At 55.2% G+C, this 26040-nt stretch carries 34 protein-coding genes and 1 pseudogene; 18 read left to right on the top strand and 17 right to left on the bottom strand.

Annotation, left to right across the window (positions count from 1 at the left end):
- The first annotated feature begins 49 nt into the window (after positions 1–49).
- The gene (locus tag GGR91_RS01780; RefSeq protein ID WP_183939467.1) at positions 50–1330 is read left to right on the top strand and encodes a cytochrome P450; all 1281 of its coding nucleotides are present in this window, start codon (positions 50–52) and stop codon (positions 1328–1330) included.
- 60 nt (positions 1331–1390) lie between these two features.
- On the top strand, positions 1391–1873 hold the full coding sequence (gene msrB / locus GGR91_RS01775) for a peptide-methionine (R)-S-oxide reductase MsrB (protein ID WP_183939465.1): 483 nt from the start codon (positions 1391–1393) through the stop codon (positions 1871–1873).
- 30 nt (positions 1874–1903) lie between these two features.
- Here the strand turns inward: msrB and GGR91_RS01770 are convergent, their stop codons facing one another.
- On the bottom strand, positions 1904–2557 hold the full coding sequence (locus tag GGR91_RS01770) for an ankyrin repeat domain-containing protein (protein WP_183939463.1): 654 nt from the start codon (positions 2555–2557) through the stop codon (positions 1904–1906).
- Positions 2558–2613: 56 nt separating this feature from the next.
- Between GGR91_RS01770 and GGR91_RS01765 the strand changes: the two genes are divergently transcribed.
- From GGR91_RS01765 to GGR91_RS01750, 4 genes are read left to right on the top strand one after another with little or no spacing between them, the layout of a single operon-like run.
- Entirely contained in the window at positions 2614–3234 is a 621-nt protein-coding gene (locus GGR91_RS01765) for an SCO family protein (protein ID WP_246337007.1), read from the top strand.
- A gap of 1 nt (position 3235) precedes the next feature.
- On the top strand, positions 3236–3670 hold the full coding sequence (locus tag GGR91_RS01760) for a YcgN family cysteine cluster protein (RefSeq protein ID WP_246337006.1): 435 nt from the start codon (positions 3236–3238) through the stop codon (positions 3668–3670).
- Complete coding sequence (locus GGR91_RS01755; protein WP_183939457.1) at positions 3627–4361, top strand: M48 family metallopeptidase; 735 nt, start codon at positions 3627–3629, stop codon at positions 4359–4361. The genes GGR91_RS01760 and GGR91_RS01755 overlap by 44 nt, the downstream gene beginning before the upstream one ends.
- A gap of 10 nt (positions 4362–4371) precedes the next feature.
- Positions 4372–4554, top strand: a complete 183-nt coding sequence (locus tag GGR91_RS01750) for a DUF1272 domain-containing protein (RefSeq protein ID WP_183939455.1) — start codon at positions 4372–4374, stop codon at positions 4552–4554.
- Positions 4555–4559: 5 nt separating this feature from the next.
- On the opposite strand, the gene GGR91_RS01745 is transcribed toward GGR91_RS01750, so the two are convergent.
- Entirely contained in the window at positions 4560–5357 is a 798-nt protein-coding gene (locus GGR91_RS01745; RefSeq protein ID WP_183939453.1) for a hypothetical protein, read from the bottom strand.
- 101 nt (positions 5358–5458) lie between these two features.
- Entirely contained in the window at positions 5459–6730 is a 1272-nt protein-coding gene (purD, locus tag GGR91_RS01740; RefSeq protein WP_183939451.1) for a phosphoribosylamine--glycine ligase, read from the bottom strand.
- On the opposite strand from purD, the gene xseA reads away from it, so the two are divergent.
- The 3 genes from xseA (at position 6729) to GGR91_RS01725 (ending at position 9254) form a co-directional block, all read left to right on the top strand.
- Positions 6729–8138, top strand: a complete 1410-nt coding sequence (xseA, locus tag GGR91_RS01735; protein ID WP_183939449.1) for an exodeoxyribonuclease VII large subunit — start codon at positions 6729–6731, stop codon at positions 8136–8138. The two genes, purD and xseA, sit on opposite strands and share 2 nt — an antisense overlap.
- Before the next feature lie 44 nt (positions 8139–8182).
- Positions 8183–8386, top strand: a complete 204-nt coding sequence (locus GGR91_RS01730) for a DUF2093 domain-containing protein (RefSeq protein WP_183941503.1) — start codon at positions 8183–8185, stop codon at positions 8384–8386.
- A 124-nt stretch (positions 8387–8510) separates the two neighbouring features.
- Positions 8511–9254, top strand: a complete 744-nt coding sequence (locus GGR91_RS01725; protein ID WP_246337005.1) for a M23 family metallopeptidase — start codon at positions 8511–8513, stop codon at positions 9252–9254.
- A gap of 348 nt (positions 9255–9602) precedes the next feature.
- Here GGR91_RS01725 and GGR91_RS01720 read toward each other — a convergent pair.
- A pseudogene (locus GGR91_RS01720) lies at positions 9603–10385 on the bottom strand (response regulator).
- A gap of 183 nt (positions 10386–10568) precedes the next feature.
- Between GGR91_RS01720 and GGR91_RS11530 the strand changes: the two are divergent.
- Together GGR91_RS11530 and GGR91_RS01710 are read left to right on the top strand one after the other, a co-directional pair.
- Positions 10569–10787, top strand: coding sequence for a NepR family anti-sigma factor (locus GGR91_RS11530; protein WP_221204196.1), 219 nt, complete (start codon positions 10569–10571; stop codon positions 10785–10787).
- Entirely contained in the window at positions 10784–11404 is a 621-nt protein-coding gene (locus GGR91_RS01710; RefSeq protein WP_322788754.1) for a sigma-70 family RNA polymerase sigma factor, read from the top strand. Before GGR91_RS11530 ends, GGR91_RS01710 begins: the two co-directional genes overlap by 4 nt.
- A gap of 151 nt (positions 11405–11555) precedes the next feature.
- Here the strand turns inward: GGR91_RS01710 and GGR91_RS01705 are convergent, their stop codons facing one another.
- Complete coding sequence (locus GGR91_RS01705) at positions 11556–11843, bottom strand: hypothetical protein (protein ID WP_183939445.1); 288 nt, start codon at positions 11841–11843, stop codon at positions 11556–11558.
- A 22-nt stretch (positions 11844–11865) separates the two neighbouring features.
- Positions 11866–12135 carry a GlsB/YeaQ/YmgE family stress response membrane protein gene (locus GGR91_RS01700; RefSeq protein ID WP_183939443.1) on the bottom strand — a complete coding sequence of 90 codons (270 nt, stop codon included), beginning with the start codon at positions 12133–12135 and terminating at the stop codon, positions 11866–11868.
- 179 nt (positions 12136–12314) lie between these two features.
- On the opposite strand from GGR91_RS01700, the gene GGR91_RS11590 reads away from it, so the two are divergent.
- Positions 12315–12779, top strand: coding sequence for a hypothetical protein (locus GGR91_RS11590; RefSeq protein WP_246337004.1), 465 nt, complete (start codon positions 12315–12317; stop codon positions 12777–12779).
- A gap of 66 nt (positions 12780–12845) precedes the next feature.
- On the opposite strand, the gene GGR91_RS01690 is transcribed toward GGR91_RS11590, so the two are convergent.
- On the bottom strand, positions 12846–13007 hold the full coding sequence (locus tag GGR91_RS01690; RefSeq protein WP_183939441.1) for a hypothetical protein: 162 nt from the start codon (positions 13005–13007) through the stop codon (positions 12846–12848).
- Positions 13008–13222: 215 nt separating this feature from the next.
- Between GGR91_RS01690 and GGR91_RS01685 the strand changes: the two genes are divergently transcribed.
- Positions 13223–14539: a M20/M25/M40 family metallo-hydrolase gene (locus GGR91_RS01685; RefSeq protein WP_183939439.1), complete on the top strand. Its 1317-nt coding sequence runs from the start codon at positions 13223–13225 to the stop codon at positions 14537–14539.
- A gap of 175 nt (positions 14540–14714) precedes the next feature.
- Here the strand turns inward: GGR91_RS01685 and GGR91_RS01680 are convergent, their stop codons facing one another.
- The 4 genes from GGR91_RS01680 to GGR91_RS01665 all read right to left on the bottom strand — a co-directional run bounded on the left by GGR91_RS01680 (position 14715) and on the right by GGR91_RS01665 (position 17312).
- Positions 14715–15170 carry an ExbD/TolR family protein gene (locus GGR91_RS01680; RefSeq protein ID WP_183939437.1) on the bottom strand — a complete coding sequence of 152 codons (456 nt, stop codon included), beginning with the start codon at positions 15168–15170 and terminating at the stop codon, positions 14715–14717.
- Between the two features lie 21 nt (positions 15171–15191).
- Complete coding sequence (locus GGR91_RS01675; RefSeq protein ID WP_183939434.1) at positions 15192–15734, bottom strand: ExbD/TolR family protein; 543 nt, start codon at positions 15732–15734, stop codon at positions 15192–15194.
- Between the two features lie 92 nt (positions 15735–15826).
- The gene (locus tag GGR91_RS01670) at positions 15827–16585 is read right to left on the bottom strand and encodes a MotA/TolQ/ExbB proton channel family protein (protein WP_183939432.1); all 759 of its coding nucleotides are present in this window, start codon (positions 16583–16585) and stop codon (positions 15827–15829) included.
- Between the two features lie 79 nt (positions 16586–16664).
- Entirely contained in the window at positions 16665–17312 is a 648-nt protein-coding gene (locus GGR91_RS01665) for an energy transducer TonB (protein ID WP_183939430.1), read from the bottom strand.
- 254 nt (positions 17313–17566) lie between these two features.
- Between GGR91_RS01665 and GGR91_RS01660 the strand changes: the two genes are divergently transcribed.
- A complete protein-coding gene (locus GGR91_RS01660; protein ID WP_183939428.1) occupies positions 17567–18421 on the top strand; it encodes a hypothetical protein in 855 nt (284 codons plus the stop codon).
- A 31-nt stretch (positions 18422–18452) separates the two neighbouring features.
- Here GGR91_RS01660 and GGR91_RS01655 read toward each other — a convergent pair whose 3' ends face one another.
- Genes GGR91_RS01655 through gluQRS form a run of 3 tightly spaced genes read right to left on the bottom strand, consistent with a single transcriptional unit; the run spans position 18453 to position 20164 of the window.
- Positions 18453–19034, bottom strand: coding sequence for a cob(I)yrinic acid a,c-diamide adenosyltransferase (locus GGR91_RS01655; RefSeq protein WP_183939426.1), 582 nt, complete (start codon positions 19032–19034; stop codon positions 18453–18455).
- Between the two features lie 16 nt (positions 19035–19050).
- Complete coding sequence (locus tag GGR91_RS01650) at positions 19051–19278, bottom strand: HIG1 domain-containing protein (RefSeq protein ID WP_183939423.1); 228 nt, start codon at positions 19276–19278, stop codon at positions 19051–19053.
- 43 nt (positions 19279–19321) lie between these two features.
- The gene (gluQRS, locus tag GGR91_RS01645; protein WP_183941499.1) at positions 19322–20164 is read right to left on the bottom strand and encodes a tRNA glutamyl-Q(34) synthetase GluQRS; all 843 of its coding nucleotides are present in this window, start codon (positions 20162–20164) and stop codon (positions 19322–19324) included.
- Positions 20165–20369: 205 nt separating this feature from the next.
- Between gluQRS and GGR91_RS01640 the strand changes: the two genes are divergently transcribed.
- Entirely contained in the window at positions 20370–20954 is a 585-nt protein-coding gene (locus GGR91_RS01640) for an HNH endonuclease (protein ID WP_183939422.1), read from the top strand.
- A 2-nt stretch (positions 20955–20956) separates the two neighbouring features.
- Here the strand turns inward: GGR91_RS01640 and GGR91_RS01635 are convergent, their stop codons facing one another.
- Both GGR91_RS01635 and GGR91_RS01630 read right to left on the bottom strand, forming a co-directional pair.
- Positions 20957–21496 carry a (2Fe-2S)-binding protein gene (locus GGR91_RS01635; protein ID WP_183939420.1) on the bottom strand — a complete coding sequence of 180 codons (540 nt, stop codon included), beginning with the start codon at positions 21494–21496 and terminating at the stop codon, positions 20957–20959.
- Between the two features lie 99 nt (positions 21497–21595).
- Positions 21596–22360, bottom strand: coding sequence for a class II aldolase/adducin family protein (locus GGR91_RS01630; RefSeq protein ID WP_183939418.1), 765 nt, complete (start codon positions 22358–22360; stop codon positions 21596–21598).
- Between the two features lie 257 nt (positions 22361–22617).
- Between GGR91_RS01630 and rpsU the strand changes: the two genes are divergently transcribed.
- The 3 genes from rpsU to GGR91_RS01615 all read left to right on the top strand — a co-directional run bounded on the left by rpsU (position 22618) and on the right by GGR91_RS01615 (position 24693).
- Entirely contained in the window at positions 22618–22824 is a 207-nt protein-coding gene (gene rpsU / locus GGR91_RS01625) for a 30S ribosomal protein S21 (RefSeq protein ID WP_125231027.1), read from the top strand.
- A gap of 110 nt (positions 22825–22934) precedes the next feature.
- Positions 22935–23558 carry an FKBP-type peptidyl-prolyl cis-trans isomerase gene (locus tag GGR91_RS01620; protein ID WP_183939416.1) on the top strand — a complete coding sequence of 208 codons (624 nt, stop codon included), beginning with the start codon at positions 22935–22937 and terminating at the stop codon, positions 23556–23558.
- A gap of 241 nt (positions 23559–23799) precedes the next feature.
- Positions 23800–24693, top strand: a complete 894-nt coding sequence (locus GGR91_RS01615) for an MlaA family lipoprotein (RefSeq protein ID WP_183939413.1) — start codon at positions 23800–23802, stop codon at positions 24691–24693.
- 22 nt (positions 24694–24715) lie between these two features.
- Here the strand turns inward: GGR91_RS01615 and GGR91_RS01610 are convergent, their stop codons facing one another.
- Complete coding sequence (locus GGR91_RS01610; protein ID WP_183939412.1) at positions 24716–25978, bottom strand: NRAMP family divalent metal transporter; 1263 nt, start codon at positions 25976–25978, stop codon at positions 24716–24718.
- Positions 25979–26040: the final 62 nt, after the last annotated feature.

The raw sequence follows: 26040 nt of genomic DNA, 5'->3' as shown, positions 1-26040 counted from the left end.
ACATTTCTGTCAGTAGTGGCAGTTTCGGTGCTGAGAGGAGTCGAGAACAATGGCAACTGCCCCCCTAATCGAAAGCGATTCACTGCCTTGGGAAGTTAACAAGGCACCACATCATTGGGACGTAACAAAGCCCGAAATCTATGCGGAGGATCGCTGGCACCCCATCTTTAAAGAGATGCGCGAAAAAGCGCCTATCAACAAGATTGAGGGTTCCGATTTCGGCAGCTATTGGAATGTCACGACACTCAAAGCCATTCAACATGTCGAAGCGCTTCCCGACATTTATTCATCGTCATTCGAACATGGTGGCATAACCTTAATCGACGACAATGCGCTCGCCGAGCCAATCCCCGAAGACCAAAGAATCATCATGCCGATGTTCATTGCGATGGACCGGCCCAAGCACACCGAAGAACGCCGCGTCATTGCGCCGGCGTTCACACCGGGTGAAATGGACCGCATGTCGGGCGATATCCGGCGCCGCACGGGCGAGCTTTTGGACTCGCTTCCAGTTGGCAAAACCTTTGACTGGGTCGACCTGGTATCCATCGAACTGACCACACAGATGTTGGCATTGCTTTTCGATTTCCCATGGGAAGACCGCCGCAAGTTGACCGAATGGTCCGATTGGGCGGGCGACATCGAACTCGTCCGTTCCGAAGACACACGTCAGGCGCGACTTGCCAAAATGTTTGAAATGGGCGCCTATTTCCAGAATCTGTGGGAAGAACGCAAAAATCGCGGCGAAGCGCCCGACCTTATCAGCCGCATGATCCATTCGCCGATGAAGGACATGAGCCAGTTTGAATATATGGGTAACCTCATTCTGCTGATCGTGGGCGGAAACGACACGACCCGCAATTCGATGTCGGGTTACGCTTATGGACTGAACAGCTTCCCCGATGAGCGCGAAAAGCTGGAGAAAAATCCCCAATTCATCACCAACGCCGTCAGCGAAATCATTCGTTGGCAAACGCCTTTGGCGCATATGCGGCGCACCGCCCTGCAGGACCATGACCTGTTCGGCGCGCCTATCAAGGCTGGTGACAAGATTGGCATGTGGTACCTGTCGGCCAACCGGGATGAGACGGTGTTCGATAATCCCGATAAGTTGATTGTCGATCGTGAGAACGCGCGTCGCCATTTGGCCTTCGGATATGGCATCCACCGTTGCGTCGGCGCGCGATTGGCCGAATTGCAGATCCGCATTTTGCTTGAAGAAATGGCAGTGCGCCGCCTGCGACCCAATGTGGTGGCAGAACCAGAGCGCGTGGCTGGCTGCTTCGTCCATGGCTATCGCAAGATGGATGTCGAACTGTCGCGCTATTGATATGAAAGCTTTTGGACGTTTTCGGTATATGCATAACCGGAGCGTCCAAAGGAACATGTCATGCAGTTAAGCAAACGCACATTTCTGTCACTCGCAAGTGCAGGCGCTGCGGTGCTGGTCTTTGGCTGCGGCAAGAGTGCGACCGCCAAAACGCGCTTCGCGGTGACATATAGCGACGCTGAATGGAAAAAGCGCTTGTCGCCTGCTGCCTACCGCGTGTTACGCCGCGAAGATACCGAACGGCCGTACACCAGCCCGCTCAACAGCGAAAAGCGCAAGGGCACGTTCGTCTGCGCTGGCTGTAACCAGCGGCTGTTTGCCTCTGTTACCAAGTTTGAAAGCGGAACGGGCTGGCCAAGTTTCTATGCGCCACTGGCTGGCGGCATAGGTACCCGGACGGACTATAAAATCGGCGTGCCACGCACCGAAGTGCATTGTGCGCGCTGCGGCGGGCATCTTGGCCATGTGTTTAACGATGGCCCAAAGCCAACGGGCAAACGCTATTGCATGAATGGCGTCGCGATGAAGTTTATCCCCGGATAATCCGTCCAGCGCGCGGCGCGCCGACGGACATTATTTCGGTTCAGATATGCCCGAAAAGTCCAGCTCGGCGGGTTTCTTTGCCGCATCGGTTTTGCCGTTATTTTCGATGATCGCAACAATCGCGCTCGCCCGTCCGTCCTGAAGCGCATAATCGCGTGCAGAATATCCCGCCCGGCTATCCTTCTTGTCCGGATTTGCACCGGCCTTCAAAAGCACACGTACCGCTTCTGCATTGCGCAGCTGCACCGCCAGAATCAGCGCGGTTTCTCCAGCGCGATTTGTCTGGTCAATCTGTGCCTTTTTACGCGAAAGCCAATCAATGCCATCGATGAAGCCCAATTGCGTGGCGAGCATCAAAGGCGTCGTACCTTTTTTATCTGCCAAATTGGGGTTTGCGCCTTTTTGTAAAAGATAGCCAAGCCACGACGCATCACGGCGTTGAATGACGATGTGCAGCGCGGTTTCGCCGGTTGAATTGTCGCGCGTGTTGATAATCACCGTGCCGGGTTGTGCCAGAAACTTTTCCGCTTCTTCGCCCTTACGTTCGCGCACGGCTTTCAGGAAATTATAGCTGTCCGAAAACTGGGCTTGTGCAGCAGGCGCAACAACGCCAGCGCCCATCGGCAAGATCAGCCCTGCGGCCAAGGCGAGAAAAAATGGCTTTTTCAACAAACGATGCCCCATTTAAATGTCCAACATACTTGATAACTGGTCTTTAGCAGACCATGTCTGGCCCCGCTATGAACAAAAATCTGATTTTCGCTCTCTCCACCGCGCTTTTGCTGTCGGCATGTGATTCACCCCCTGCCCAGCCGCCGTTGAGCGAAGCCCCGCTGGCCGGCGCTACAATTGGTGGTGATTTTACGCTGACCGATCAAAATGGCAAAAAACGGACCTTCAAGGAATTCGACGGCGCATATCGTATCGTCTATTTTGGCTACACCAACTGCCCCGATATCTGCACGCCGGACATGCAGAATCTGATGGCTGGGCTGAAGGCATATGAGAAAAGCCATCCCAAGCTTGGCGCAAAGATTCAGCCGATTTTCATCACCGTAGACCCACTGCGCGACACGCCAGAGGTGCTGAAGCAATTTGTCAGCGCATTTCATCCGCGCGCGATTGGGCTTACCGGAACGGAGGCCGAAATCGCAGACGCGGCAAAGAAATTTGCGATTTACGCCAGCCGCATGGAAGGGTCCTCGCCCGAAAGCTATCTGATGAGCCATAGCCAGACACCCTATTTGATGGGGCCCGATGGCAAGCCTTTGGCGCTTATGCCCGCCGACGTTCCCAATACCGACATCAATGAAGGCGCGCCTAATTTGGTTGAGGCGGAATTGGCAAAGTGGGTGCGCTGATTTGAACGAAGCGCCTTTTTGGGAAGCTCCGATAGAGAGCCTCGACCGCGCACAATGGGAGGCATTGTGCGATGGTTGTGGGAAATGCTGTCTCAACAAGGTGGAAGACGAAGATACCGGCCGCATCTACCCCACCAATGTCGCCTGCAAATTGCTGGATCTACAGACATGCCAATGTGCCGATTATCGCGGACGCCGCGCGATTGTGCCCGAATGTCTTCGGCTGACCGCGGCCAAGATTGACGATTATGTCTGGCTACCCTCCACCTGTGCCTATGTCCTGCGCGCGGCGGGCAAACCACTTCCTGAATGGCATTATTTGGTGAGCGGAAGCCGCCAGACGATTCATGACGCTGGCATGTCGGTCAAAGGTCGGGCTATATCGGAACTGCATGCTGGGCCGCTTGAAAACCATATTGTCGAACAGCCTCTCTGATCCTGAAGTGGTCATAGAAGGGGAAAGCGTACCCGTGCGCATTCGCCGCAACCCGCGGGCAAAGCGCATTTCGATGCGCGCCGATGCCGTGAAACGCGAAATCCGCATAACGATGCCGCATTATACGCCGACAAATGTGGCGCTCGATTTTGTCGAAAAGAAACGCGAATGGATCGCCACGCGGTTAAACAGCGCGCCTGACATTGCCCCCATTGCCCCTGGCAGCGAAATCGCCGTCGAAGGCGAAAGCCACCTGATTGAATGGCGCGAAGAATGGCCGCGCAGCATTCGCTGCGGCGAAGGCATGCTGCGCTTGGGTGGTCCGAGGGAGTCGGTCGAAGCCCGCATCTTGCGATGGCTCAAGGGCGAAGCACGGCGGATTTTCACGAAAGAAATCGCGCATTATTGCGACAAAGCCGGTGAACCAGTCCCGCGCTTGTCGCTAGGCGATCCGCGCAGCCGATGGGGCAGTTGTTCCAGCCGGGGGACCATTTCGCTCAGCTGGCGGCTGATCATGGCGCCGGCATCTGTGCGCCGTTCGGTCATCGCCCATGAGGTCGCGCATATGCGGCATATGAACCACAGCCCCGACTTCTACGCTTGGCTCGATTTCCTCTTTGAAGGGAACCGCAAGGCTGCAGACCAGTGGCTAAAAATGCATGGTACAGGGCTGCAACGGGTCGGGCGATAAGGAGCACAAGATGCTGGAAATGCGGGACACATGCGAACGATGCACATCGCCACTGCCGATGGACAGCGGCGACGCGATGATTTGCAGCTACGAATGCACCTTTTGCGCACCCTGCGTGCATGGCCCGCTGAATGGACGCTGCCCCAATTGTGGCGGCGACCTTCAGCCAAGGCCAAAACGCATTAAGACATAATCAGGTCAGCCTTTGGCGATTTCGCCACCCAGCGCGCCATATTTCTTTTCAAAACCGGCGACATCGCCCGCCTCAAGATACTTGGCCTGACCAATCCAGTTGTCGCGGCTGATACGGCCCGCAAATGCACCAAGCTTGCCATCAATTTCGGCAACATCAGCTGCCGTCCAACTCGCCACTTGGGCAAAGCTGGTTACGCCCAATGCCTTGAGCATAGCGTTCACTTTTGGACCAAGGCCCTTCAATAATTCGAGATTGTCAGGGACCGATACCTTAGCCTTGGCCGCTGGTTTAGCGACCTTGGGCTTGGGTGCGGCTTCTGCCTTCACCTTCGCCGCTGCAGCTTTCGGCGCGGATTTGGGCGCAGGCGCAGCCTTTGCTTTTGCTGCTACAGGCTTTGCTGCTGGCTTGGGCGCTGGCTTTGCTGCTGGGACCTTGGCGACTGCGGCCTTCGGTTTAGCAGCCTTGGGTGCAGCAGGCTTCGGCGCTGCGGCTTTCGGTGCAGGCACCTTCGCCGTTTTGGCCTTTGCCGCAACTGGCTTCGCGGCAGCTGCTGGCGCGGCCTTTGTTGCTGCAGCTTTCGGTGATGCTTTTACCTTGGCTTTTGCGGTTTTCTTCGCGGGCGCAGGACCGTCCGCCGCCTTGGGTGCAGCAGGCGATGCCGGAACAACTGCCACTGGAGGCGGCGCTAAATCCTTGGATGGGGCAGCCGTCTTCTTCGTGTCGTTACGCGCGAGCAACCACAAACATAAAATGGCAATAATGGCCACCGCACCTATGGTTATCAGTAGATTGTTGGACATAATATTCCTCCCAGAAAAGCCCTTAATGTCGCCAACGGGTTACGCAATTTTTGCAGGGCGTAAAAGGGTTAATCCGCCGCAGCCACATGTGCGCGATTTCGTTAGTTCACTGCTTCGCGCGCAACCTCACGCCAGCCAATGTCGCGGCGGCAAAAGCCATCGGGGAAAATCACCTGATCCACCGCTGCATATGCCTTCGCCTGCGCATCCGTCACATTTGCCCCGGTTGCGGTAACGTTTAACACACGTCCACCCGCTGCCACCAATTGCCCGTCCACTTCGGCGGTGCCTGCATGAAATACCTTCGCGCCGGACACAACTGCCAGATCAATCGCGCCGCCCTTTTGGGGTACATCGGGATAGCCGTTCGCCGCCATGACGACGGTCAATGCCGTGTCGGGCGAAAAGCTTGGAGCCGCCGCTTCAGACAGCTTTCCAGTCGCAACGGCCAACATCAACGCGGCCAGGTCGCCGTCAAAACGTGTCATCAGCACCTGGCACTCAGGGTCACCAAAGCGCGCATTATATTCGATAAGCTTTGGCCCCTCATCAGTCAGCATAAGGCCCGCGAACAGCACGCCGGAATAAGGCATGTCATGCGCCGCCATATAGTCGACTGTCGGCTTAATGATGCGGTCCATGACTTCGGCTTGCAACGCAGGTGTCAGAACAATTGCGGGTGAATATGCGCCCATGCCGCCCGTGTTGGGGCCAACATCACCATCGCCAACGCGCTTATGATCCTGCGCCGACCCGAATGCGACCACATCGCGGCCATCGGTCAGTGCGAAAAAGCTGGCTTCTTCTCCGGTCATAAATTCTTCAATGACAACGGAAGCGCCAGCGTCACCAAAGCCGCCACCGAACATATCTTCAATTGCGGCTTCCGCATCAATGCGGGTTTCCGCGATAATCACGCCTTTGCCCGCAGCAAGGCCGTCTGCTTTAATGACATAAGGTGCTTGGAATGCGTCGAGGCCCGCCAGTGCCGATGCTTTACTATCATGACGATAATATCCCGCTGTAGGGATACCCGCTGCGGCACATATATCTTTGGTAAAGCCCTTGGACCCTTCCAATTGTGCCGCCTTTTGATTGGGGCCGAAAACGGGAATGCCCGCATCGCGCAGGCTATCGCCCAGGCCGGCAACAAGCGGTGCTTCTGGACCGACCACGACCAACCCGACATCATGCCCCGCGCAAAAGGATATGACCGCCGCATGGTCGGAGATGTTCAATGCAACCAGATCAGCCTCTTCGGCAATCCCGGGATTGCCCGGCGTGGCAAAGAGTGTATCGCAATTTGGCGATTGCGCGAGCTTCCACGCCAGCGCATGTTCGCGTCCACCCGATCCGATGAGCAAGATATTCATGTCCGCAAATGACCCCTTTGAAAATGCTGACCCGCAAGTTGCCCGCCTGTTAGCGGAGGAGCGGCCCGGCGACAATGCCCAGGCCATGAGCGTGTCGGAGTTATCGCTGGCGTTAAAGCGCACGGTTGAGGACCGCTTCGGCCATGTCCGCGTGCGCGGCGAGATTTCTGGTTTCAAACGCGCGGCGTCGGGGCATATTTATTTCTCGCTAAAAGACGAAAATGCGCGGCTGGACGCGGTCATGTGGAAAGGTGGGGCGGCGCGCCTGCCCTTCGCCCCTGAAGACGGGCTGGAGGTTGTCGCCACGGGCAAATTGACGACCTATGCGGGCCGCTCGAACTATCAAATCGTCGTCGAAAGTCTGGAAGTCGCAGGCGAAGGCGCAATGATGCTTTTGTTTGAAAAGCTGAAGGCGCGGCTCGCCGCCGAAGGTTTATTCGCACCGGAACGCAAGAAAAAGCTGCCGTCACTGCCGCGTACAATTGGCGTCGTAACCTCGCCCACCGGCGCAGTCATCCGTGATATCCTCCACCGTCTTGCCGATCGCTTTCCAAGCCATGTGATCGTCTGGCCCGTATTGGTGCAAGGTGAAGGCGCCGCCGCCCAAATCGCGCGTGCGGTTCATGGATTTTCCGCAATGCCCCATGACGGACCCACGCGCCGCCCTGATCTGGTCATCGTGGCGCGCGGCGGTGGGTCCATTGAGGACCTATGGGCATTTAATGACGAGGCCGTGGTCCGAGCCGTCGCGGATTGCACGATACCCATCATATCGGCAGTCGGACATGAAACCGATACAACTTTGTGCGACTTTGCCGCAGATTTGCGCGCGCCAACGCCTACGGCCGCGGCCGAGATTGCCGTTCCTGTGCGCAGCGATTTGCTGCAACGCGTGGGGCAATTCGGGCTGCGCATGTCCAACATGATACGCAAAAAAGTCGACCTAGCGGCCGAACGGCTTGAGGCGCAGCGGCGTTTGATGCCGCGTCTGTCAGACCTTGCCGCCCCGCATCAGCAACGCACAGACGACCTGTCCGAACGGCTTCGTCAATCGCTTCGGACCAGAATTGGCAAGGCTGAAGTGGCTTTTTCAGCGCCCGCAATGATGCTGCACCCGCGCCTCCTGCTCCGGCGTGCCGAGCAAGGGCAGCAACGCCTTGATGCGTTGACGCGGCTGGTGAGCACATTGCATCCCGAAGCGCCGCTTAAGCGCGGCTTTGCGCGTGTGACCGATGCGAATGGCAAAACCATCATGACGCGGAAAGCCGCCGTGAAGGCGGGTGACGTGACCTTACGGTTTGTCGATGGCGAAGTCGGCGGGCACGTAAGTGGCGGACCTGCGCCGCGAATATCCCCGGCGAAACCAGCAAAAGCGGCTATCAATCAAGGCAATTTGTTTGACGGGTAAAGCCGTGCATTGCCCATTCAGTATCGATGCGCCATAATGTCCAAATGTTGATGTCTTCCAAGAACAAAGTCGCCCGCCTGCATTATATGGCAAATAGTTTTCGTATGCTCACCGCAGGCGACCATGTCGTGTGCGCCGAAACCGGGCAGGCCATTCCATTGGAAGAATTGCGTTATTGGAGCGTCGTCAAACAGGAACCCTATGTCAGCGCGGATGCATCCGTTCGCGCGACGATGAAAAAGGGTTAATAGATTGCAGCATTCCGGCTGGATTTTCTTAGCCGCGCTCGCAGGAATCTCCGCGCAGCCATTGAGCGTCGCGGCCGCACCGACGGCAAACACGCAACAGCCATCTGCCCCCGCCGACTTTTGGATGTCTATACCAGCGGTACAGGGCGGCTTGGTCATCGCGCGTGCACCGCGCGGCGCAGCGTCCGTCACGCTTAACGGCGTTGCGTTGCCACTGACCGCCGACGGCTTTTTCCTGATGGGGTTTGACCGCGATGGCGAAAACAGCGCGATCCTGACCGCGACATTCGCCGATGGCCGATCGCTCGAGCGCACTTTAGCGGTAACAGCGGGCAACTGGCGCATTGAAAATGTAGCTGCCAACCCGACGGGCGGCGCAAAAACAACCGCAGAGTTTGAAGCAAGACGCGGCGCCGAGCTCGCCCGCATAAATACAGCGCGGGCCAAAACTACGCTTGGTAATGGCTGGCGGCAACAATTCATTCGCCCAGTGGCTGGCCGGACGTCTGGCTTATTTGGCGCGCAGCGTATCTATAACGGGACGCCCGGCAGCTATCATAGCGGCATGGACATTGCCGCACCAAATGGGACAGATTTTGTCGCGCCTGCGGACGGTGTCGTCACGCTTGCGGCCACAGATGCCTTCACGCTGGAGGGGCATTTGCTGATGATTGATCATGGCATGGGCTTAAACAGCGCATTTTTACACTGCTCCGAACTTCTTGTAAAAGAAGGCGATTATGTGAAGCAGGGGCAAGTCATCGGGCGTGTTGGCGCGACCGGACGGGCAAGCGGCCCGCATCTGCATTGGGGCATGAAATGGAACAGTGCACGCATCGATCCCAAGCTGTTAATACCCGCGACATAAGCTGCCTTTAAGAAGGCTCCCCATCACTGACCGCGCTAAAAGCTGGCCGGCTGAACCAAACCAGATGCGCCAGTTGAAGAAAGGCATGCGCGCAAGCTAAGCCAGCAAGAACGATTTTTCCTCGGAATATTAAAACCAAAATGCTGCTAGGCCATCGTTCCAGCCACGTTTTTACTTGCGTGTCAAAGACGCACAAAAAAATACCCCGGCACTGGGCCGGGGTGTTTACGGTGCTGGTCAAGGGGGGGGGAGTTGACCAGTTGGGTAAATCATTTTCGCAAGCCATCGCGCACGGTTATATCGTTCAGAACCGGCAAGCGTGGGTCAATAAACTTCGACCCCGAACAATTAAGCGGCTTGGGAATTTATATCGCTTTCGCGATGCATCAGCAGCGCCTGGCCAATGGTTGCAATGACCGTTTCGGGTTCAAACGGCTTGGTAATCAGATATGTGGGTTCAGGACGCTCGCCAGTAAGTAGCCTTTCCGGGAACGCTGTAATGAAGATCACTGGCACGGACTGTTCGGCCAGAATATCTTTTACGGCGTCTATACCGCTTGAGCCGTCGGCAAGGCTGATGTCAGCCAAAACAAGTTCGGGCCGTTCCTCGCGGGCTTTGGCAACCGCTTCTGCACGTGTCCGGACGATTGCGATCGTTTCATGACCCAGATTTTCGACGATTTGTTTGATGTGCAATGCGATGATCGACTCATCTTCAATAATGAGTACGCGCGCACAAAGCGCATCTTCGATGGCACTTCGGGCAGCAGCAACATGGCTGTTTACGTCGGATTCAGAAATGCCCAAAATTTTGGCCACTTCATCTTCTTTAAATCCTTCAACCGTCGACAAAAGCAAGCTCTGGCGGCGCTTTATCGGAAATTCAGCGATGACGCCGCTGCGGCCCCGTGATTGGAGCGGCACGATCATGTCGCTATTCCAAATGCGGTGAAATATCCTGAACAACTCCGTCTTAACTGGTGCTGCCTCATCCCACTCTTCTGGCGCTTCCAGCAACGCTTAGAGCGTTTCCCGTACTGCTGAATCTCCCGATGTCTGTGATCCCGTCAGGGCACGTGCATAACGTCGTAGGTATGGCAATTGCGATGCCAATTGTTGCCTAAATGACATGATTACTCCCCTTGCTGTACGATGCTATACGTTTGAAACGCTTTTTTGTTCCCTGCGATGGAACATTATCCCGCGTCGCGGCTTAACAGCATATGAAAATGCATCAGTTTCAGCCCAGTCCATGGTATTAAGCCATGGGAATTCCTTCCGGTCATCGTCACTCGGAGGCGGTCGGATTTCCCGATGCAACAAGTACCTGGGGGGGGGCGATTAGTGGGCAGCAGTAAGGGCAAGCAACCGCTTGACGCGATTGGTGAAGATATGGATTCTGAATTCGACCATTTGACTGCTGCACTGCGTCAAATGCACGATAACGTTGCCAATGAAGCGATCCCTGACGACTTTTTAGACTTACTCGATAGGATCGATGCAAAAATGTCAGCGTCGAGGAAGTTCCAGTGAGCAGCGCCGCGACGGAACCGATCCCTAAGTCCGAAAGATCGGATCCGTCCGCTGATTTTCGCACACACATGGTCGCGATCATTCCGTCGTTGCGTGCGTTTGCACGTGGCCTGTGCGGAAATCGGGAGCTTGCCGACGATCTTGCGCAAGAGGCCATGATGCGGGCTTGGGCTGCGCATGGAAGCTTCACACCGGGCACCAACTTTCGCGCCTGGATGTTCATGATATTACGCAACCAGTTTTACACGACGATGCGCAAAAACGCGCGCATGACGAGCTGGGATCCCGAGGCCGCAGAACGGCTGCTGGTCGAGGCACCGCCGCAACAGCACCATATCCATATGAAAGACGTTGAAAAGGCCCTGCAAAAGTTGCCCGCTGAACAGCGCGAAATTTTGATGATCGTCGGTGCAGGTGGTGCGAGCTACGAAGAGGCAGCTGAAATCACGGGCTGCGCTATTGGAACAGTAAAAAGCCGGCTTGCGCGCGGCCGCGTTGCCTTGGCTGCACTCATCAATGGGCCTGATGAGCCACGGCGCCTGAAAGCACCGCCACGCAAACGCGCGAAGGAAACTGTAAAAGATATTCCGTACCCAAAGCCAAGCATATCACCATAAATCGCGTTTACTGAGAGCTTTATTGGCATTTCCATGACCTTTGACAATGCGACAGGGACAAATCCCAGTGACCGGCATTATGTGTATGCTGCGGCAATAAAATGGGCCGCCAGTTTCCCGGCGAGCCCTTTTGTTCGACTAAGAGACAGTTTTATTTGTCTTGCCTGTCGGCAGCATCTTCCATTGCGTCAGCCTTTGCTTCGCCCTTTTCACGGACAGCTTGTGCATCGGCTTCCATTTTGTTTTCAGTGGTCGAATCCAAGCCGTCGACTTGAGTGTCAGTCGCGTCGGCTTTTTCTTCCATAGCGTCTGCTTGGACTTCAGCGTTCTCACGAACGGCATCAGCCTGATCTTCTTGTGCATTTTCCTTTGCTCCATCGCATGCACCAAGTGTGGCAAGCGACAAAGTAGCGGCGAGAATCATGATGGACTTTTTCATAGATATTTCTCTCTGTTCAAAGTTAACGGACGCTACCGCGACGTATGAGATTAAGGATCGCCAATAGCACTACTGCGCCAAGGAACGATGCGATCAACGACCGGATGTCGAAGGCACCGCTGGTGATGGGCGCCCCGCCGATAAGTGGTGTAATGATGAATCCTGCAAGGAAGGCACCTACAATGCCGACGATGATGTTCAGGAAAATGCCTTGTTGACCGTCAGTGCGCATCACGATGCTGGCAAGCCAGCCCAAGATGCCACCGACAACCAGAAGAATAATGATATTCATGTTCGTTCTCCCTTTCAGAGTGCGGGGAAAACAGTGCTGGTGCCGATTGGTTCCAACTTTACGTTCAAATCGTTCAAATCGTTCAATCGCCCTTATTGGAAGGTGTGGCGCGGAACGATGCCTCTGCCGACTTGTTAACATTCATTGAGCGAACCCAAGTCATCAGGAAAGCGAACATCATGGCCAATTCAGATACGCAGAAGAAATCGATGAACAATATTAACAACGGATCCGCGCAAGGCACGGCAACCAATAGAAGCAAGCCGAACCAAGCGTCGCACCTTAAGGCCACAAACAAATCCGCCAAAAGTCGAGGGGGTCGTACAAAAGGTCAACCAACATCGCGGCTGCCATCTTGGTTTGGTACGGTCGCCTCTGTTATGGGTGCCGTCGTAGCCGTTGGCGCGGGGCTATACGCTACCCGCAATCAGTGGTTACCAAAGGCTGAAGGGTGGAAGAATGAATTTTCTGCAGCGTTCGCAAATGACGAAACCGGCCAAGAAAATTTCGATCAAACGCGCTCCGCTGGGGCTGAATTCATGCGTGATAATCCCGGCGACGATTGGGGCGAAGTTGACAATATGTCAGATGCATCTTTCCCCGCCAGCGACCCGCCATCGTTTAATCCGGGAACGGCAGGCTGAAACCAGCCAAAAGTCCGAGCAGGGCTGTTCGGTTCATCCGCGCAGCCCTGCTTGGTTTTTGCCGTCCTAATTTGGATCAGTTACCGGCGATTCCATTGGCGTTTCGTTGGGAATGCTTCCGGGGAAATCGGTATCGCCCTGATCCGGGGCTACTTCATCGGGCGAGGTTCCCGGAACCTCATTCGGTGGGCTATATGGCTTCGGATCGGGATCAGCTCGATTTTTCATATGGGTTATACAACTCTCAAATAAGCGCTAATCATCGCAACGACCGCAAGGATCAGCGAGACGGCCAGATTGTATCGCTGAAACATAACCACTAACCCACTGCTTTGTTCAACGAGAAGTAGTCAAAGTAATCCCACGCATAGGCCCAAAATCAATATCCTTGCCCGAAAGCACAAAGCGCGGCACATCATGGCTATTGTTTTCAGGAGTATGATATGAAATTCCAAGCCCTGTCTTTGATGAGCAGCGTTGCTCTCTTGGCGCTTTCGACGCCCGCTTTTGCCCAGCTTTCAAAACCGGAAGCCAAGATGGCCGCAACCGTTGAAACGGAATATGAACGCTCGATTGCCTTGCTTGAGCGGATGGTAAACCAGAACTCTGGAACAATGAACTTCGCTGGCGTGAAGACCGTCGGTGATATGATGCGGGCTGAACTGGAACCGCTTGGGTTCAAGGTGGAATGGCTGGATATGGCTAAGGCTGGACGCGCGGGGCACCTAGTCGCGACAAAGGCGGGCAAGAAGGGCTCAAAGAAGCTTTTACTGATTGCACATCTCGACACCGTCTTTGAAGCCGATAGCCCCTTCCAGAAATTCGTTCGCAACGGCGATGAAGCGGTTGGCCCGGGCGCTGGCGACGACAAGGGTGGCATGGTCGTTATCGTGTCCGCTTTGCGTGCCATGCAGGCCGCAGGTACGTTGAAGGACGCACATATCGAAATTCATATGACAGGTGATGAGGAGGACGCGGGCGACCCAATCGAAATTACCCGCGCGCCATTGATTGCAGCGGGCAAGATCGCGGATGTCGCACTCGATTTCGAAGGACTGTCGATTGAGGGTGGCAAGGACATGGGCGTGATTGCACGCCGGTCGTCGAACAGTTGGAAGTTGGAGGTTTCAGGCGTCACAGGGCATAGCTCGCTGATCTTTGATTCCACATATGGCGATGGCGCAGCGTTTGAACTGGCGCGCATCATCCATCAATTCCGCACAGAGCTGCCCGAGCCAAACCTGACATTCAACGTCGGCTTGATTGCGGCGGGGCAAGAGGCAACGTTTGACAGTGATGGCGTTCGGGCAAGTGCCAAGGGGAAGACCAACATCATTCCCGGCACAGCCATCGCGCGCGGTGACTTCCGGACCCTATCCGAAGAACAAAGCGCGCGGGTCCGGCAGAAGATGAAGACCATCGTTTCAGCATCTGCACCAAAGACAAGCGCCAAGATTAGTTTCGACCCCGGCGGCTATCCCGCCATGGCACCGACGGAGGGCAACAAGGCGTTGTTGGCTCAGCTGAATGTTGTAAACCGGGATCTGGGACTGGATGCCCAACCGCCGCTCGACCCTTTGAAACGTGGCGCTGGGGACATCAGCTTCGTCGCCAATGGTGTCGACGGTCTCGTCGGCCTAGGCGTCTACAGCAAAGGCGACCACGCCCCAGGGGAGACAGTCGACCTTGCTAGCATCAAGCGTCAGGCACAGCGTGCAGCAATCCTGATGACACGGCTGTCGCGCGAAAATGCGCGGTAATTCGAATCGGTAGGTTGAATAAGTGAGCCGTTGCCACCCTGAACTTGTTTCAGAATGATGAGCGGCTTGGAGTTCAGGTTATACGCGCACCACTCGAGGTTCCAGCAAGACACAAAAAAGGCGGCGCATTTCTGCACCGCCTTTTTAAATACCGTATTAACGGAAGGTTCGGTAACTACCGACCCTCACGCGCAGCCTTGCCGAAGACGCGGTATTGTTCGTTACCGACAAAACCGAATTTCGTGATGCCACTGCGCTTTACAGCAACCAATGCCTTATCAACGGTGTCATATGGCGCCGTTGGGGCTGGTTGGAACTGAAGCTCGGGTTCCGGATTCATTGACGTCGTCCGGACCAGATACTGCTCCATCTGCTGAATCGAAACCGGCGTGCCGTTCCACTGGATTGTGCTGTTCGGAAGAATGATGATCTTGTTAATCACAGGATCGATCGGAACTTCCGGGGGTGGTGCATTTGGATCATTGACCGGAAGGTCAATATTTACGGCGTGCGAAACCGGGGGGATGGTGATCATCAGCATGATGAGGAGAACGAGCATAACGTCGATTAACGGCGTTGTGTTCATTTCCATCATCGGCTGGCCATCATCGTTACCGCCACTCATTGCCATGATGATTGCTCCTTAAATTACTTACTGCACGTTCGCGTTTTCGAACGGCGATGAAATGAAGCCAACACGCGCAAAACCGGCCATCTGCATGGTGTAAATTGCACCACCGACGCAACGATAAGGTGTGTTGATATCACCACGGATGTGCGCCTCTGGCAGCATGTCAGGCTCGATCAGACCAGCCGCAGCGGCTTCTGGGCCACCAAGCTTTTCAAATTCTGCCTTCAAATGCTTCGCCGCACGATCCACCAACTCGGTTGAATCGACTGGCGTTACGTTCCAGTAAATACGGCACTCGCCATTCGGGTTTGCACCTTCATAAGCGGGGTCACCGGGGTCACGACCGCCAGCATCCGTTGTTGTCACCGACAGAAGAACGTTTTCACGCTTTGCCTTCGTTGGTTCAAACTTGATGACCGGAATGTCCATCTTCACTGTCTGGATAGCGACAGGAATTGCGATGAGGAATACGATGAGGAGCACCAGCATGACGTCGACGAGCGGCGTCGTGTTGATGTCAGACATTGGCGCATCATTGCCGCCGCCTCCTGAACTGATTGCCATTGGCCAATCCTCTCTAAATAAATTGGGTCAAAAATCGAGCGCCAGCGAATGCTGACGTATGGGCCGCGCCGAAACGCGGCCCTAACCCAATATTACTTCTTAGCTGCAGCAGGTGCTGGCTTACCAGCTGGTGCAGCGGCAGTGACGGCTGGCTTAACGCGGCCACCCGAAGAGATGTAACCAAGCACATCGTTCGAGAAGGTCGAAAGGCTACGTGCGATTGTCTTGTTACGTGCCTGAAGCCAGTTGTACGCAAGAACAGCAGGAACAGCAACGAACAGACCAATTGCGGTCATGATCAGTGCTTCACCAACTGGACCAGCGATCTTGCCGATGTCAGCCTGGCCAGCGATACCGATTTTGATCAGCGCCGAGTAGATGCCGATAACCGTACCGAGCAGACCAACGAAAGGAGCTGTTGCACCAACCGTTGCGAGGAACGGAAGGCCGCTTGCAAGCTTGTTGTTGATGGAATCTTCCGAACGGGCCATCGCACCGTGCAACCAGTCATGCGCTTCGACTGGGTCAGTCAAAAGGCTATGCTGCTTTGTTGCTTCGATGCCATCGTCAACGACTTGACGATAAGCGCTGTTCTTTTCGAGCTTTGCTGCACCTTCTTCAAGCGTAGCTGCACGCCAGAATTGCGCACGAACGTCCTTGTACTGGTTCAGAACCTTCTGCTGTTCAAAAAGCTTCGTGAACATGATGTAGAATGAGAAAACCGACATGATAACCATCACCGAGAAAATCGCGATGGAGATTGGTCCGCCTTCTTTAAGCGCGGGGATAAGACCGAATTGTGCGGCGGCCTCAGGTGCGGCACCGGCCGCAGTCAGAAACAAAATCGACATTTTAACTACCTCTCAAAAAATACTACTTGCTAGCAAAAAAGGCCCGGAACCAAGGTTCCCCCTTTACCGGGCCAGAAAATTATTTCGGTATCTGCCACCGGACGCGGTTTGAATACGAACCTTGAACCTTTTCGCCGTTGCGAACGGCGGGTTCAAAGCGCGCACGACGCTTCACGTTGGTGCAGGTTGCCGCATCAAGATCCGCATGGCCGCTTGACTGCGTAATCTGACAATCAACGACGCGGCCATCAACGCCGATCGTCACGCGGAAACCAGTCGTACCTTCACGTTCCTGCTGCAAAGCACGCGACGGATAGTCATTCGTGTTTGCCCAGTTGCCTGGGTTACCCCGTGGCTTCGCTTCAGCAGTGGGACCTGCTGGCGGTGGAGGGGGCGCTGGTGGCGCGGCTGTCGGTACAACTGGAGCCGCAGGTGGCGGCGTATCAACTGTACGAACCGTTGGCGGTGGTGTCACCGTAACAACCATTGGTGGAGGCGAAACGACCGGAGGTTCGATTTGCTTCTCTGGCTCTGGTGGTGGTTCTTCTTCTTCGGGTGGTTCTTCTTCTTTCACGTCGACCACGGTCATCTTTTCCTTGATCGCGACGACCGCATCATATGCGAGGCCAGTCACCAAGGCATAACCGAGGAAAGCGTGAAGAAGGAGTACAATGACGACAGAAACCAAACGGTTTGTGCTCATCCCATCTTGATCAGCATATGCCATGCGGAAACAACTCTCCTACCTTCAAAACAAAATAATACATTACGGACGCACGTTTTACGATGCCTCCCACGTACCCTCGCGATATCGAAAACTATCTTTTTTTTGCTCGATTCATCGACGCATTAGCCAACCCTAACAGGCCAAGCAATCCGGATTCTGCGATTCATACGCAATTCATGGACAGGTTCACATTATGCTACACTGTGATATACGCAAAACCGGCGTTGAACGTCGGTTTCAGAAAGGGCTGTTTAATGCGAATTTCGCAAGCGAAAGTGATTTTATGCTTGGTTTTGATGGGTTTGGGCAATGCCGCATCTGCCCAACCCATGCCCACCCTACCCTCTACATTTTCTATTGAAGCTGAAACTGCGAGTTATTCGGATGTTGCCGATTTGGTCGTCATATCGCCCCTGATCATCGATGTCACCGTCCGAAAAGCTGCTAAAGTTGCCCCTGAACAAGCCATAGGCGTACCCATTTCCCTTCAGCGTATGCTGATCGATGCGGATGTCATGGCGTTGATTCGCGGCGAAGGTGGCATTACCGACCGCGTCCGATTTGTGCTGGATGTGCCCAAGGATGCGAAGGGCAAAGTGCCCAAATTGAAAAAACAGCGGTTGTTCCTATTTGGTAGCCCCGTCGCGGGCCGAACGGGCGATATCCGTTTGTCGCGACCCAACGCGCTCGCAAATTTCAGCCCGACAAATGATGCTTTGGTCCGCCGCATCACCCAAGAGGCTGTTCTAATTGATGCGCCGCAACGCATTATAAGTATCGCCAGTGCTTTCCATAGCCCTGGAACCGTGCTCGGTGAGGGGGAAACACAGATTTTCCTGAAGACCGAGAGGGACCAGCCAGTGTCCCTTACGGTTCTTAGTCGGCCGAATGAGCAAAAGCAGTGGGCGGTATCCACAGCTGAAGTCATCGATTCATCTGCGTCAGCGCCGGAACGATTCACGCTGCTATGGTATCGCCTAGCCTGTGGCCTACCGCGCAGCCTTCCCACCGACCGAATTGAAGCAGCGCGCGATCAAGACGCAGAGCGCGCGCAGGCTGACTATAAATTTATCATCGATGCGCTTGGGCCATGTGGCCGTAAGCGTTAGGGGGCTGCAAATCAGGGGGACGCCTCCGCGCTCACCGCGATGCGCCGGGTACCCACATAATATCACCACCGCGCGTCGAATTGATCAGGCGGCACAGCACGAACAGATAGTCGGACAGGCGGTTGATGTAGTTCAGCGCTTGTGGGTTTATCGAAACGTCCAGCGATGCCGCAACCAGCGCCCGTTCGGCACGGCGTGAAATGGCGCGCGCCATATGCATGTGCGCTGCTGCCAAGCTGCCGCCGGGCAAAATGAAACTGGTCAACGGCGGAAGCTGTTCGTTGGCTTTATCAATCGCTGCCTCAAGCCATTCGACTTGAGATGCCACAATCCGCAATTCCATCGGCGATGGTTCAAAACTTTCGCCGGGCGTTGCGATATCGGCACCCAGATCAAACAGGTCGTTCTGGATACGCCGCAATTCAACGACCAAAGGCGTTTCACCTTCATCCGCTGCCAGCGCCTGAAGCGCTACGCCGAGCGCGCTGTTGGTTTCATCGACTTCGCCAATGGCGTGTAAGCGCACGTTGGTCTTGGACACGCGCGAGCCATCGACGAGGCCAGTGGTCCCGTCATCACCGGTGCGTGTGTAAATCTTGTTGAGCTTTACCATATCTGACGCCGCCCGCTTATTGCGAGCCGGCGACCAAGACGAGCACAGCAAGCAACACGATCGTAATGGCCTGCCATTTGACGCGGGCGAACATCATCTTATTCTGCACGGTGAGCGATTTCGGCAGGCCCGCTTCGTCAACATCTGCTGGTCGCAAGTTGGCGAACGCATGAAGGCCACGGATAAGTGCAAATGCTACGGCACCAGCGGCGCCAATGGTGAGGAGAACCAACAAAATAGTCATCGGGAGAAATCCTTGTCCGGGGCCAATACCCCGCTGCGTCTATTTAGGCGTGGGATAAGGAGATTCCAAGCGGTAGCGTTCCGTGACGCAAATTATTAATAAGTCCATCGCCGGATTCCCCCGCCAACCGCCGGTCCGACAGCGCAGGTGACGATTTGCTCTTCGCCAGCTTTTCGCCGCTCACGTCCACCAACAGCGGATGGTGCCAATATGTGGGTTCGGGCAAATCCAACAGTTTCTGCAGTAGCCTGTGAATGGCGGTATATCCAAAAAGGTCTTGGCCGCGCACGACATGCGACACGCCATCGGCGGCATCGTCGATGGTTGCGGCCAGATGGTATGATGCCGGCGCGTCTTTGCGCCATAGAACAACATCGCCAAATGCCATTGGGTCCGCAAATTGCGGTCCAGCCGTCAAATCGAACCACCCCAACAGCCGCGACCGCGCCACCGCTTTGGCCATATCAATCCGCCAGCTGTGCGGCACGGAAGGGTCAATGTGGCTGTCCCGGCACGTTCCGGGATAATGCGGGCCATCCGGACCATGCGGCACCGGCTTATGTTTCAGCGCATGGGCAATATCGCTTCGCGAGCAGACGCAACGGTATAGCAGCCCGTCCGCGATCAACCGGTCCCGCACCGCTTCATATCTGGCAATGTTTTGCGATTGAAATTGCACAGGGCCGTCATGATGAAGCCCAAGCCAGTCCATATCCGACATGATCGCCGCGACATGCTCGGCACGGCTACGTGTTCCGTCAATATCTTCAATCCGCAGGTGGAACTGACCATCGAAAGAACGCGCAAAATCATGTGCGCATAATGCCGAAAAGGCATGCCCTAGGTGCAATCGTCCATTGGGGCTCGGCGCGAATCGCGTCACCACTGCGCCATCACATTGCGGCAGCGCAGGCAGATATTGCTTCAAAAAGTCATCCGCACGCAAAAAACATATCCCCAATAAAATACCATATCCGGTGTGTTTGCCCTCTTGACGTCACCATATGTGCAAATAGGTTGATGACTGTCAGATTGCTGTAACGTTGATACGCTTAAAGCATGTATGACATAAAGGGAGTAGGGTTCGACTTATGTTGCATACCGGAACTTTCGAAGCAGCGGGCCGCGCAAGGCACCCGGAAAACTGCCCGGCATTGGTACTCAACGCCGATTACACGCCGTTGAGCTATTATCCATTAAGCTTATGGCCGTGGCAAACCGCCATTAAGGCGGTGTTCCTCGACAAGGTCGACATCGTTTCCAACTATGACCGGCATGTCCATAGCCCAAGGCTGGACATGAAAATCCCGTCGGTCATTGCGCTGCGCCAATATGTGAAGCCATCGGAATATCCTGCATTCACCCGCTTCAACCTATTCCTGCGTGACAAGTTTGAATGCCAATATTGCGGATCGGGCGACAATCTTACTTTTGACCATATCGTTCCGCGCCGTTTGGGCGGCATCACCAGCTGGGAAAATGTCACAACGGCGTGCCTACACTGCAATCTGAAAAAAGGTGGCCGCACACCACAGCAAGCGCATATGCAGCTGAACATGGCCGCGATCCGCCCCACCAGCTGGCAATTGCAAGACAGGGGCCGTGCTTTCCCGCCAAACCATCTGCACGAAACATGGCACGACTGGTTGTATTGGGATATTGAGCTGCAGAGTTAAGCTTAGTCGGTAACCGTTAGCGCCGGCACCGCCCGCGCTGCATCTTCAGGTGTAATGCCCGGCGGTGGTGCAGCAGCGATACGTTCTTCGCCGCGCATAACGCGTCCGGCCCGTTTGATCGCGTCGCGCAGCCGTGGATATACGCCGCAACGGCACACATTCGTGATGGCCGCGTCGATTTCTTCATCGGTTGGGTTGTTGCTTTTCTTCAGCAACACCGCGCCCGCCATAATGATACCCGGAATGCAAAAGCCGCATTGCGGCACATTGCTGGCGACAAACGCCTGTTGCAGCGGATGGCTTCGATCACGGCGGAGGCCCTCAATCGTCGTGACGAAACGTCCTTCAGCTTCGGCAATCGTAACCAGGCAAGACCGTATCGCTTCCCCGTCGACTTCCACAATGCACGCGCCGCAATCGCCATTGCCGCAACCATATTTGGTTCCGGTCAAGTTCGACGCATCACGCAAAGCCCACAAAAGCGGGGTTTGCGGATCCATTTTATACTGGACCGGGCGATCATTGACGGTGAATTTGGTCATGCAGCCCCATTATAGCCAAGCTGAACCTGTTTCAGCATCTTATTTGCGACCCTGAAACACAGTCACCGACGGATAACCGCATTCGGGAGGACGGAGTGATTAATCCCGCCAGCTTTTATCGATCTGGTCAACCTTGCGTACCATTGCGTCAAATTCAACGCGGCCCGAACCGCCGGGGGGCGATGCCATATACAGGTCGCGCTGGTGCACCGCGATGACTTCAGGCGGCACCGTGATTGGTTTGCCCATTTGCATTGTCGCAATTTGTTGCTCGCACGCACGCTGCAACGCCCAATATCGCACAAATGCATCCGGCAATGTCTTGCCCATCACGACAGGACCGTGATTTTTAAGCATCAATATCCGCTTGTCGCCCAGATTTTGGACCAATCGCGTGCCTTCTTCCTCACGCACGGTCACGCCTTCGAAATCATGGTAAGCCAGCTGGCCCATGAAGTTGCAGGCGTAGAAATTGACTGGCTGCAATCCGCCCTCAAGGCTGCACACGGCAACCGTGGCAGTTGTGTGGGTATGGATGATGGCATGGGCATCGGGCAAAGTGCGATGGAACAGGCTATGCTGGACAAAGCCCGCCTTATTGACGTGCCATGGGTTATCGGCATCGATCTTATTACCATCAATGTCGATCTTAATCAGGCTCGACGCGGTGATCTCACCAAAGTGCATGCCATAAGGATTGATCAGAAACGCGCCTTCTTCGTCCGGCACTTTCACGGTGATGTGGTTGAAAATCAACTCGTCCCAGCCGAACATTGAAAAAATCCGATAGCAGGCAGCAAGCTCCTGACGCGCGGTCCATTCGGCTTCGCTATATTTGCTGTTCGACTTCAATTGGGTTGCCATGCGCGCTCTCCTGCTCATTCGTTGCGTTGCATTATGAAACGAACATTGCACGAGGGCAAGGGGTTGGGCGCAGCAAAAAGGCCGACGGATTTCTCCATCTTCGTGCTTAAAAGCGCCATTTTCGCTTGATATTTAAGGGCGACCTAGTTAGGGGCCACCTCAACACGCCGCCTGTGAACGCGGCGATTTTCGTTTTTAGCCTTTCAAAGTGGCCGTTTTAAGCCATTTTGCCGATTCGATGCGGAGTTGAGTTTTTTATGCAGATCATGGTTCGCGACAATAATGTTGATCAAGCCCTACGCGCGCTTAAGAAAAAGCTGCAGCGTGAAGGCGTGTATCGCGAAATGAAGCTGCGTCGTCACTTCGAAAAGCCGTCTGAAAAGCGCGCGCGTGAAAAGGCCGCTGCTGTTCGCCGTGCCCGCAAGATGGAGCGTAAACAGCAGGAACGTGACGGCGCGAAATAGGCGTCTGCGACCCGCAACAAGGAAGGCGCCTTTTACGGCGCTTTTTTTGTGTCTGGAATCCCCGCTAGTTTCTGCTAGTCACCGCGCAACTTAGCCAACAGGAAATGTGTATGTCCGTAACTGCCGTCCCGATTCTTCCGCTCAAAAAAGGCACGATGACCAAATATTGGGCCGCGATTGCGCTCGTGCTCGCTGCCGGTGGCGGCTTGGCATATTGGGGCACAAGCGACGTGCGGCAGGAATATGGCGATATCGTCACCACGCCGTCAGGATTGCGTTACAAGATTATCCAAACCGGCGAAGGCAAATCGCCGACGGATAATGATGTTGTGCTCGTCAGCTACACAGGCATGTTGAAAGACGGCACGGTTTTCGACCAAAATCCTCAGGCCGGCTTCCCAGTCACTGGCGTTGTTCCCGGCTTTTCAGAAGGCCTTAAAATCATGCAGCGCGGCGGCAAATATCGCCTGTGGATCCCGGCCGAGCTTGGCTATGGCCCCGAAGATCAGCGTAATCCGCAAACTGGCCAAGTCGCCATCCCCGGCGGTAGCGAGCTGACCTTTGATGTCGAACTGTTAGAGTTCAAATCACGCGCAGAAATCGAAGCCATGCAAAAGCAAATGCAGGAAATGCAGAAGCAGCAAGGTGGACAGGCCAGCGGCGCACCGCAGGGCCTACCTCCCGAAATCCAGGCACAAATTGATGCACAGATGCAGGCCCAACAGGGGCAATAATGCCGCCCCGAACGCATCCAATAGCTGTGGATGCGATCGGAAATTGTCTCATGTAGCCCGCGATTAAGCGTGAGTTGAGTTCCTTGAAAGGCAGTTGTCAGCGTGGCAGCCAGCCCTTAGGATGTCGCTTGCAAGCGGTTATGACCGGAAAGTTCCAACGTTGAGCATCACCAGTATTATCGCAATCGCCCTGTTATCGGGGCCCTCGCAGCTTCCGCCTGTGGTAGAACCAGTTGTTGCGATGGAAACTGCTGGCGCACCCACACCAGCGCCTGAGCAGGCTACCCAAGCTACTGTGCAACCATCTACAGATGGAGCAGAGGTTCAGCCGCAATCTCTGGACACACAAACGCCCGTCGGACCCGTTACACCGGTTGCTGCCGAAAAGGACATAATCGTTGTTACCGCAAATCAGGGACCCCCGAAAGGCGACCCGATTGCGGTCGTGAACGAAGTGTCGTTCGGCGCGGTACAGTCGGTCGATAAAGCCATTATAGCACCGGTCGCGTACGGATATCGAGATGGATTACCCGCCCCGATCCGCGACGGCATGCATAATGTTCTGAATAACTTGGATGAACCCGTCGTTTTTCTGAATTTTCTGCTGCAGCTCAAGATCGGCAAAGCGGCTGAAACCGTTGGTCGATTTGCCATCAACTCAACCATTGGCGTTGCCGGACTTTTTGATGTCGCTAAAAAGTCTCCAATCAACCTACCACGCCGTCCAAATGGCCTCGCAGACACATTGGGATATTATGGCGTCGGTCCTGGCCCCTATTTATTTCTGCCTGTATTCGGATCCACCACCGTTCGCGATCTTCTTGGGCGGCTCGTTGATCTTTCGCTTTTACCAGCAGCAGTTGGCAAGCCGTTTACCAATCCCATTGTCTCGGCAGCCAAAGGCACGCTTTCCTCGATTGACGACCGTGTCGAAAATGATGTGATTCTGACCCGGGTGCAGGAAAGCGGGAACCCCTACGCGGCAATGCGCGAATATTATCTGAAGCAGCGCCAGGCAGAGATTGATGTTCTTAAAGGCAAAAGATCCGATGCCAATATAGACCTCAACGAACTGGAGTTTCTGGATTCGCTACCAGCGCCCGCCAAACAGCCGCCCGCAGCCAAACCCCAATAATAAGCGCCGCGGCACCGCTACTCTAAAGCGTGGCGAAAAACACGATCGTTGCAACGGCCATAACCCCCGTCGCGATCCATCCGGTAATGGTCGCACGGCGTCCCAATGTCAGCCGCCCCATCGCGCGCGGATTGCGCACGATAAGCATCATCATGACCATTAACGGTGCGGCAAGCACACCATTAACGACAGCGGCCCAATATAGCGCACGCGCGGGGTCAATGCCGACATATTGCAACGACACGCCAAGCATGGTTGTCACGGATATCGTCCCGTAAAACAGGCGCGCCTTGGTTGGCTTGGCATCAAGGCTTCCCGAGATACCGAACATTTCCGTCACGGCATAAGCGGCCGACCCTGCAAGCACGGGTACCGCGAGCAAGCCCGTTCCGATGATGCCCAGTGCGAATAACGCAAAGGCGAAATTTCCGGCAATGGGTCGCAATGCTTCGGCCGCCTGCGCCGACGTTTCGATATCGCGAATGCCATTGGCATGCAGCGTCGCCGCCGTTGCAAATACGATGGCCAGCGATACGATCGAGCTGAACGCCATACCGGTCAGCGTGTCGATCCGGATGCGTTTTAATTCAGGTCCCGCCTCCTTGGGCGTGATGCACAGCGGCTTTACCTTATGCCGCTTCTGCTCCTCAATCTCTTGTCCCGCCTGCCAGAAAAACAAATAGGGGCTGATGGTGGTCCCCAATATCGCGACGACGGCAGTGGCGTACGCGCCGGTCCATTCAATGCGCGGAACAACCAACGAGGTCAGCGCCTCTCCCCAAGGCACCTGTGCCACAACGACGACGGCAACATAAGCGAAGAGCGATAGCGTCGCCCATTTGAGCACCGACGCATAGCGCTCATAGGATAGCGCCACTTCAACGATGATGCAGAAAACCCCAAACAATAACGTATACAACCCTATTGGCCCACCGATGAGCAGCGCGACGGCGGCACCCATCGCGGCCAGATCAGCGCCGAGATTGATGATGTTGGCAATCAGCAGCAGGCCGACCATGATCACCAGCAAGGGCCGGGGGTAATGTCGGCGCATATTGCGCGCGATACCTGCACCGGTGACGCGCCCGATTTCAGCGGCGACTTCTTGAATGGCGACCATTAACGGGAAGCTGAACAAAAACGTCCAGCTCAACCCATAACCAAATTGCGCGCCAACTTGGCTGTGCGTGCCGATTCCCGAAGGATCGTCATCCGCAGCGCCAGTTACCAGGCCGGGACCGAGGCGTGAGAGGAAGCTGGTGCTCGGTTTTTCATCGGTTCGCATTGCTGACGATAACAGGCCCACATGACGTCAATGTCAACAACGCTATATGATACCGAAAGTTG

Origin of the sequence: Sphingorhabdus rigui (genome assembly GCF_014196595.1) — a bacterium.
Taxonomy (GTDB): Bacteria; Pseudomonadota; Alphaproteobacteria; order Sphingomonadales; family Sphingomonadaceae; genus Sphingorhabdus_B; species Sphingorhabdus_B rigui.
The sequence above is the reverse complement of the archived record's forward strand: the minus strand, read 5'-3'. Positions and strand labels throughout refer to the sequence as shown.